This window comes from Streptomyces capoamus, assembly GCF_014654935.1.
In the GTDB taxonomy this organism is placed as follows: Bacteria; Actinomycetota; Actinomycetes; order Streptomycetales; family Streptomycetaceae; genus Streptomyces; species Streptomyces capoamus.
In genome coordinates this window covers 57,486-65,763 of the sequence record NZ_BNBF01000010.1, presented here as the reverse complement: position 1 = coordinate 65,763, position 8,278 = coordinate 57,486, and the positions used below count along the sequence as shown (strand labels likewise).

Genomic DNA, 8,278 nt, shown 5'->3' with positions numbered 1-8,278 from the left:
CGTTGACCTTGTCGTACCAGTAGCCCTTCATGGTGCTCACCTGGTCGCTCATCAGCAGCGAACCACCGAACAGGGCCAGGGACAGGGCGACGGAGACGATGACGGCGAAGGTCATCGTCAGATTGCGGCGGAGACCGACACCGATCTCCGACAGGACGAACTGGGCGCGCATGGCGGGGTCTTCAGGCCTTTCGGGAACGGGTGCTCGCGGTCAGTGCTGGTAGCCGTAGACGCCGCGGGCCTGGTCGCGGACGAGGCGGCCCTTCTCCAGCTCGATGACGCGCTTGCGCATCTGGTCCACGATGTTCTGGTCGTGCGTCGCCATGATGACGGTGGTGCCCGTCCGGTTGATCCGGTCGAGCAGCTTCATGATGCCGACGGAGGTCTGCGGGTCGAGATTGCCAGTGGGTTCGTCGGCGATGAGCAGCTTGGGGCGGTTGACGAACGCGCGCGCGATGGCGACGCGCTGCTGCTCACCACCGGACAGCTCGCCCGGCCTGCGGTCCTCCTTGCCGCCGAGCCCGACGAGGTCGAGCACCTGCGGCACGGACTTGCGGATCTCGCCGCGGGACTTGCCGATGACCTCCTGGGCGAAGGCCACGTTCTCCGCGACCGTCTTGTTCGGCAGCAGCCGGAAGTCCTGGAAGACGGTGCCCAGCTGGCGGCGCATCTGCGGCACCTTCCAGTTGGACAGCCGCGCGAGGTCCTTGCCCAGCACGTGCACCTGGCCGTGGCTGCACCGCTCCTCGCGGAGGATGAGCCGCAGGAAGGTGGACTTTCCGGAGCCGGAGGACCCCACGAGGAAGACGAACTCGCCCTTCTCCACCTCCAGGGAGACATCCCTGAGCGCGGGGCGGGTCTGCTTGGGGTAGACCTTGGAGACGTTGTCGAATCGGATCACGGATGCACCACGGGTCGCTGGGGGTAGATGAGCGTGACCATACGCGAACCGGGTGTGCAAGTGCAGTCGCAGGTTGAGGTTGGGCAAGACTTGTACGTTTTTGTACCGGCCCCTTCCCGCGCCCTTCTCCCGCCCCGTTCTCCGGGGCCCCGCGCACGCTCCGCGGGAACCTGGCACAGTGGAGGGAAAACGCAGGGGACCGGGAGCGCGGGGGAACGTTCTCGTTCCGGCGAACGTTGTACATGTGATGGCCGGTGCAAGGAGGGCGAGCGCATGACGTACGACCGGTTGGTGTGCGCGAACTGCGCGTCGCCTGTGAGTGAGGGCCGGTGCCCGGTGTGCCGTGCCAACCGCGAGCGACTGCAGCAGGAAGGCTTCCTCGGAGGCCTGGCCGGACTGAACCCGATGGCGCTGATCGCGCTGCTGGCGGTGTTGATCGCCGCGGTGGCGCTGCTGGCGCACCAGACCGCGTGACCGGGCGGAAGAGCCCCCACACAACGCCGTAAGGGCCCGGAGCGCCAAGCTCCGGGCCCTTACGCGTACAGCGCGTGTGCCGTGCGCGACCGTCTGGTCACGGTCAGGCGGCGGCGCCGCCCCGGCCGTTCACCAGGCGCGGCAGGACGCGGAAGCCGATGCCGCCGGCGATCATCGTCGCGGCGCCGACGAGGAGGAACGCGGTCTGGCCCGCACCGGTCTCGGCGAGCTGCTTGCCGCCGCCCTGGACCGAGTCGTCGGAACCGGTCGCGGTCAGCGCCGAGGAGCCCTCGTCCTGGGGCACGTTGTCGTTGCCCCCCTCGGGGGAGGTGTGGTTGCCACCGGTGCTGCCGGAGCCACCGTCGGTGGAGCCGGTGGAGCCCGTGGAGCCGGTGCTGCCCGTGGAGCCCGTGCTGCCGGTGGAGCCCGTGCTGCCGGTCGAGCCCGTGGAGCCGGTGCTGCCAGTCGTACCCGTCGTGCCGGTGGTGCCGGTCGTGCCGGTGGTGCCGGTCGTGCCGGTCGTGCCGGTCGTGCCGGTCGTGCCGGTGGTACCGGTGGTACCGGTGGTACCGGTGGTACCGGTGGTGCCAGTGGTGCCCGTCGTACCGGTGGTGCCGGTCGTACCCGTCGTCCCGGTGGTACCCGTGGTGCCGGTCGTACCGTTCCCACCGGTGGTGCCCGTAGTACCAGTGGTGCCGGTCGTGCCGGTCGTGCCGGTCGTGCCGGTCGTGCCGGTGGTGCCGGTGGTACCCGTGGTGCCGTCGGTGCCGCCGTCGGTGCAGATGCCGATCGGGCAAGGGTCGCCGCCGCCGTCGGTGTTGCCGCCGTCGGTGTTGCCGCCGTCGGCGCCGACACCGCTCACACCGAGCTTGATCGGGCCCGCCTGCACGTCCAGGTCCAGCGCGGAAGCCGCGCCGGCGGCGGTCAGTGACGCACCGGCCGCGATCACGGCGCCGGCGGCTATCCGCGCGACCCGGATCCGCGTCTTCTTCGTCATATGGTTGCTACCCCCAGTAGCTGTTCGTCAAGGAGGCGGCGCGATGGGGCGTGCCGTGATCGACGGAGGCAGCTGGTGACGAAGCGCGTCATGATCCCCCGGTTCACATGCGCCCCTCGAGTACGCATGCCGCGCCTCACCCTTGCCCATTACTCAAAGCAACGTCAAGGGCGTTGCGGGCGCAATGTCCGACGGGGCGGCGTTTGGGGGGAGTTGAAGCCTGTGAGTGTGATGTAAAACCCAGACATAAGACAACTGCCGCCCCATGGACGGCAGTTGTCATGTCGACAAAGTTACTTCTCCTGCTGCTTGCGCCAGCGAATCCCGGCTTCCAGGAACCCGTCGATCTCACCGTTGAACACGGCCTCCGGGTTGCCCACCTCGAACTCGGTGCGCAGGTCCTTGACCATCTGGTACGGGTGCAGCACGTACGAACGCATCTGGTTGCCCCAGGAGTTGCCGCCGTCGCCCTTGAGGGCGTCCATCTTGGCCTGCTCCTCCTGCCGGCGCCGCTCCAGCAGCTTGGCCTGGAGGACGTTCATCGCCGTGGCCTTGTTCTGGATCTGCGAGCGCTCGTTCTGGCAGGAGACCACGATGCCGGTGGGCAGGTGGGTGATGCGGACCGCGGAGTCGGTCGTGTTCACGCCCTGGCCGCCGGGGCCGGAGGACCGGTAGACGTCGATGCGCAGCTCGGACTCGTCGATCTCGACGTGGTCGGACTGCTCGACCACGGGCAGCACCTCGACGCCCGCGAAGGAGGTCTGGCGGCGGCCCTGGTTGTCGTAGGGCGAGATGCGCACCAGGCGGTGCGTGCCCTGCTCGACGGAGAGGGTGCCGTAGGCGTAGGGCGCCTGGACGGCGAAGGTGGTCGACTTGATGCCGGCCTCTTCGGCGTACGACGTCTCGATCAGCTCCGTCTTGTAGCCGCGCTGCTCGGCCCAGCGCAGGTACATGCGCTGGAGCTTCTCGGCGAAGTCGGCGGCGTCGACGCCGCCGGCCTCGGCGCGGATGTTGACCAGCGCCTCACGGGAGTCGTACTCGCCGGACAGGAGGGTACGGACCTCCATCTCGTCCAGCGCCTTCCGCACCGAGGCCAGCTCGGACTCGGCCTCGGCCCGGGTGTCCGGGTCGTCCTCCTCCTCGGCCATCTCGAAGAGGACCGCGAGGTCGTCGATCCGGCCGCGCAGCGCCTCGGCCTTCCTGACCTCGGCCTGGAGATGGGAGAGCTTGCTGGTGATCTTCTGCGCCTCGTCCGGGTTGTCCCAGAGGGACGGCGCGGCCGCCTGCTCCTCGAGCACGGCGATGTCTGCCCTCAGCCTGTCGAGGTCCAGGACGGCCTCGATCGACTCCATGGTCGAGGAGAGGGACTTCAGCTCTTCGGATACATCGACGACTGCCACGCCTTCCAGCGTAACGGCTGTGGCAAGCGACCTCGGCCGGACGGTACCCGGCGCCGCACGGCCCCTCCCGGATCGGCCCGGGTCAGGGGGCCGACGTGCTGTGCGCGGGCGGGGGTGCGTCCTCGTCCCCGCCGGAGGAGGCGAGCCACGCGCCGACGGCCACGACCGCGGCCACCACCACCCCGGCCACCCCCAGGGTCACCCGGCGCCGCCGTACCGCGGCCCGGTGGCGGGCCGAGCCGGGGCGGGGCGCGCCGGGGGCGCGGGGCGCGCGGGCGGTGCCGTGGGCCCCGCCGGCCAGCTCGTCCGGCCCCGGCACCCGCATCGACGTGTGCGTGTCCCGGTTGGAGTCGGGCCTGGCGCCGGGGACGAGGGGCACCGCCCCCCGACGCCGTACCGGCTCGGCCCGCGGAGCCGACGGCGTGTTCTCCTCGGCGGCTTCCTCGGTGAGGTCCGGTTCGTCCACGTCCAGCGGCGGCATCCCGGCCAGCGTGGGCAGCTGCTCGCGCAGCCGCGCGGCCAGCTCCGAGGCGCGCAGCCGGGAGGCGGGAGCCTTCGCCAGGCACTGCACGAGCAGCTGCCACAGCTCCTCGGGGATGCCGGGCAGCGGTACGACGGTCTCGGTCACGTGCCGCCGCAGGACCGCGCCGGGGTGCCCGCCGCCGAAGGGCGTGAAGCCGGCCAGCAGCTCGTACAGGACGGTCGCCAGCGCGTAGATGTCCACGGCGGCCCGGGGCGGCAGGCCTTCCACGATCTCCGGGGCCAGGTAGTCCGGCGTGCCGATGATCTTCGTGGCGCGGGTCCGCCGGGGCGAGTCGATCAGCTTGGCGACGCCGAAGTCGGTGAGCAGCGCCGGGTGGGCGCCGCCCGGCCCGAGCGGGCCCTGCATGTCGAGCAGGACGTTCTCCGGCTTGACGTCGCGGTGGACGACCCCGGCCGCGTGGGCGGCGGCCAGCGCCTCGGCGACGTCGGCGACGATCGCCACGGCCGCCTCGGGGGCGAGCCGCCGTTCCCGCTCCAGCCGGGTGCGCAGGTCGGTGCCGCGCACGAGGTCCATGACCAGGGCCAGGTCGTTGCCGTCGACGACCAGGTCGCGCACGGTGACGATGTTCGGGTGCTCCAGCCCGAGCAGCGCCGTGCGCTCCTGCACGAAGCGTCCGACGAGCTCCTGGTCGCAGGCGAGGTCCTCGCGCAGCAGCTTGACGGCGACGGGGCCGTCCGGTCCCTCGCCCAGCCACACCGTGCCGGCGCTCCCCCGCCCCAGGATCTGGTTCGCGGTGTACCGGCTGCCGATCTTCCGTGCCAAGACTGCTCCTACAGACGCGTGTTGTCGCCAAAACTACGCGTCCGACGAGCCAACCTTCACCGCGGAGACGGAAATCACCCGGCAGATGTCGACAAATCCCTAAACCGAAGGCCGGACCGGTGATCAGTTTCCGCCGCCGGACGAACCGCCCAGGTCCTTTATCCAGCCACCGACCTTGCCGATCCAGTCGCTCATCTGGTCCCAGTAGCCCTTGCCGGTGCCGATCCAGTCCTGCAGCGGGGTCAGCTCCCAGACCAGCCAGCTCGCCACGACCAGGATGACGATCGTGAACAGGCAGCCCTTCAGGCAGCCGAGACCGGGGATCTTCATCGGGTTGGCGCCGCGCTGCCGCGGCGCCCGGGGCTCCGGCGCGGGCCGCCGCGGCTCGGGCCGGGCGGGCGGCGCGTACCGCTGCGGCTGCGGAGGCTGCTGCCCAGGGGCGTACTGCTGGGGCTGCTGTTGCGGGTACCCGTACCCGGGGGCCTGCTGCGGGCGCTGCCGGCCGCGCGGCTGCGGCTGCTGCGGGCGGGGCTGCGGGGCCTGGCGCGGCTGCTGCTGAGGCCGGGCGACCTGCCGCTGGGGGCGGCGGCGCAGCGGATCCTCGTCCGGGTCCAGGTACTGGATCTGCGTCTGCTCGTTGCGGTCGCGGGCGGCGCGCAGCTGCGTCTGCCACGGGTGCGGCTGCTCGGGCTGCTGCCCCTGCTGCTGCCCCTGCTGCTGACCGGGGTGCCCCTGCTGGCCGTACTGCCCCTGCTGGCCCTGTCCGACGGGCGGCAGCACCGCCGTGGGGTCCGCCGCGCCGGTCTGCGGCAGGACGGCGGTGGGGTCGGCGGCACCGGCCGGGCCGCCGGTGTGCGGGAGCACGCTGGTCGCCGCGTTCGGGTCGGGCCGGCCGTACGCCCCCTGCGGCGCGTTCGTCGGCAGTACCTGGGTGGGGTCGGCGGCGCCCGGTACGCCCGGGACGGCGGCCGGGGCCGGGTCCGGGGCGAGCAGCGCGCCGACGCCCTCGGCGGCGGCGATCTGCGCGGCGTTCGCGTGCACGCCGACGCCCTCGGCGACGACCCGCAGCCCGCGCGCGAGGTTCTCGGCGCTCGGCCGCTCGTCGGGGTTCTTGCGCAGGCAGCGCTCTATGACCGTCCACAGCGGCTCGGGGACGGTGGAGGGGCGGCGCGGCTCGGCGCTCAGGTGCTGGTGCAGGACCTCGAGGGCGGAGCCGCCGGAGAACGGCGGACGGCCGGTGACCAGCTCGTACAGCAGGATGCCGGCGCCGTAGACGTCGACGGCCGAGGTCTGCGGGCGGCCCTCGGCGGACTCCGGGGCGACGTACGCGGGCGTGCCGACGAACTCGTGGGTGCGGGTCAGGCCCGGGGAGTCGGCGAGGCGGGCGATGCCGAAGTCGGTCAGCATCGGGTGCATCTGGCCGTCGCCCTGCTGGAGCAGCACGTTGGCGGGCTTCAGGTCGCGGTGGACGACGCCGTCGGCGTGGCTCGCGGCGAGGGCGTCGGCGATCTGGGCGGTCAGCAGGGCGGCGGCGACGGGCGTGAAGGGGCCGTTCGCGCGCAGGTAGCGGTGCAGGTCGGGACCCTCGACCAGGTCCATGACCAGCGCCAGCAGGTCACCCTCGACGACCAGGTCGCGGACCCGGACGATGTTGGGGTGGGTGAGCCGGAGCAGCACGGAACGCTCGCGCAGGAAGCGCATCACGATGTCCGGGTCGCTCGCCAGCTCCTCCTTCAGGACCTTGATCGCGACCGTTTCCCCCGGCTGGCCGGGCACGGCCGCCTCGGCGCCCGCGGTCTCGCGCTGGCGGGCACGCCAGACGGTGCCTGTGGCGCCGCGTCCGAGCGGCTCCTCAAGCAGGTACTTGCTGCCGACTGGCCGCACGTCACGCGCTCCCTGCTGGTTGCTGTTGCTTGCTTGCTGCATTCCGTTCGTTCCGACCCACTGTAGTGCCGCCCCCCGCGGCGGCAGGTGCTCGACGGGAAGACGCTCGCCCCGGTCCACCGGTTGCGCAAATCGGACGTGACCGATCTCAACTGATCGTCGCCGTCCGCTTGGTCAGGCACTTTTGGGGGCAGAGCCGACCAATCAAGATCACTTGTCATCGGGTTCGCGACGAGCTGTCAGTGGCAGGTGCGAGGATGCCTCCCAGTACTGGTACTTGCCGACGTGCTCGTGTTGGGGTGGGGATGCAGATCCGGCTGACCGTCGTAGACCCGCTCGGTCCGGCCCCGCAGCGGGGCCGCGCCGTGAGCCGCGACGTACTGGTCACGGCGCCCGCGGGCACGGAGCTGGCCGCGGTCGCGTCGGCGCTGGCCGGGGCGGTCACCGGTGAGGGCGGCACCGGCCGGGAGACCGGCGGCGCCTCCGTGGTGCTGTACGCCGGCCCCGAGCGGCTCGACCCCCGGCGCAGCACCCTCGGCGAGCCGCCGCTGACGGACGGCGCCGTGCTCTCCCTGGGCGCGCCGGCCGCCCCCGAGCCGCACCCCGAGCTGGACGAGGCCCCGACCCAGCTGCACGTGGTCGCCGGACCGGACGCGGGCGGGGTGCACCTGCTGCACGGCGGCCGGATCACCGTCGGCCGCTCCGCCGACGCCGACGTCCCGCTGGACGACCCCGACGTCTCCCGGCTGCACTGCGCGGTCACCGTCGACGCGGACGGCCGGGTCTCCGTCGCCGACCTCGGCTCGACGAACGGCACCTCGCTCGACGGCGTGCGGGTCTCGGAGCGGCCGGTACGGGTGCCCGCCGGAGGCCTGCTGCGGATAGGCGAGTCGGCGCTGCGGGTCGCTCCGGCCGGAGGACCCGGAACGCGCGTGCGGGCGGTGCCCGACGGGGAGGGCTGCGTGCGGGTGGTGCCGGGCACCGGCTCCGCCGCGGCGCCCGCGCCGGGCGCGTCGCCGGACGCGGGCGGTGCCGGCGGGGAGCCGCCCGCGGCGGACGGCACGGGCGGCCCCGGCACCCGGCTCTCCCCTCCGGCCGGCGCCCGGCACCGGCCCGGCGGGGCGGGGGCGCACCACGCCTACGGCTCCGAGGACACCCGCGGCGCCGCCGGCCGGGAAGCGGGGGCGCAGGAACACTCGCGGGGGCCGTCCCCGGCGGTGCCGGGGCAGCCCGCGGCACCGCGTGCGGAGAGCCGGGGCGGGGACACCCACGCGGGGCGCTTCGGCGTGGCCGGCGAGGACCCGCGGGCGGGCGGA

7 protein-coding genes and 1 pseudogene are annotated in these 8,278 nt (G+C 72.9%); 2 read left to right on the top strand and 6 right to left on the bottom strand.

The annotated features are described in order from the left end of the window. A pseudogene (locus IE312_RS40560) lies at positions 1 to 172 on the bottom strand (permease-like cell division protein FtsX); the annotation flags it as partial. A gap of 39 nt (positions 173 to 211) precedes the next feature. Then, complete coding sequence (gene ftsE / locus IE312_RS17535; RefSeq protein WP_030610589.1) at positions 212 to 901, bottom strand: cell division ATP-binding protein FtsE; 690 nt, start codon at positions 899 to 901, stop codon at positions 212 to 214. 273 nt (positions 902 to 1,174) lie between these two features. Between ftsE and IE312_RS17530 the strand changes: the two genes are divergently transcribed. Further along, a complete protein-coding gene (locus IE312_RS17530; RefSeq protein WP_189982837.1) occupies positions 1,175 to 1,375 on the top strand; it encodes a hypothetical protein in 201 nt (66 codons plus the stop codon). Positions 1,376 to 1,478: 103 nt separating this feature from the next. Here IE312_RS17530 and IE312_RS17525 read toward each other — a convergent pair whose 3' ends face one another. From IE312_RS17525 to IE312_RS17510, 4 genes are all read right to left on the bottom strand, one after another. Next, positions 1,479 to 2,372 carry a hypothetical protein gene (locus IE312_RS17525; protein WP_189982835.1) on the bottom strand — a complete coding sequence of 298 codons (894 nt, stop codon included), beginning with the start codon at positions 2,370 to 2,372 and terminating at the stop codon, positions 1,479 to 1,481. Between the two features lie 293 nt (positions 2,373 to 2,665). Further along, positions 2,666 to 3,772, bottom strand: a complete 1,107-nt coding sequence (gene prfB / locus IE312_RS17520; protein ID WP_189982833.1) for a peptide chain release factor 2 — start codon at positions 3,770 to 3,772, stop codon at positions 2,666 to 2,668. An 82-nt stretch (positions 3,773 to 3,854) separates the two neighbouring features. Then, positions 3,855 to 5,078, bottom strand: a complete 1,224-nt coding sequence (locus tag IE312_RS17515; RefSeq protein ID WP_189982831.1) for a serine/threonine-protein kinase — start codon at positions 5,076 to 5,078, stop codon at positions 3,855 to 3,857. Positions 5,079 to 5,201: 123 nt separating this feature from the next. After that, complete coding sequence (locus tag IE312_RS17510) at positions 5,202 to 6,962, bottom strand: serine/threonine-protein kinase (protein WP_189982829.1); 1,761 nt, start codon at positions 6,960 to 6,962, stop codon at positions 5,202 to 5,204. A gap of 305 nt (positions 6,963 to 7,267) precedes the next feature. On the opposite strand from IE312_RS17510, the gene IE312_RS40555 reads away from it, so the two are divergent. Then, positions 7,268 to 8,278: FHA domain-containing protein (locus tag IE312_RS40555; RefSeq protein WP_229900053.1), on the top strand; the 1,011-nt coding region annotated here is incomplete at its 3' end.

Excerpts from the sequence above, each read along its gene's own strand:
- IE312_RS17530 (WP_189982837.1), top strand. The coding sequence starts at position 1,175 with ATGACGTACGACCGGTTGGTGTGCGCGAACTGCGCGTCGCCTGTGAGT.
- IE312_RS17525 (WP_189982835.1), bottom strand. The coding sequence starts at position 2,372 with ATGACGAAGAAGACGCGGATCCGGGTCGCGCGGATAGCCGCCGGCGCC.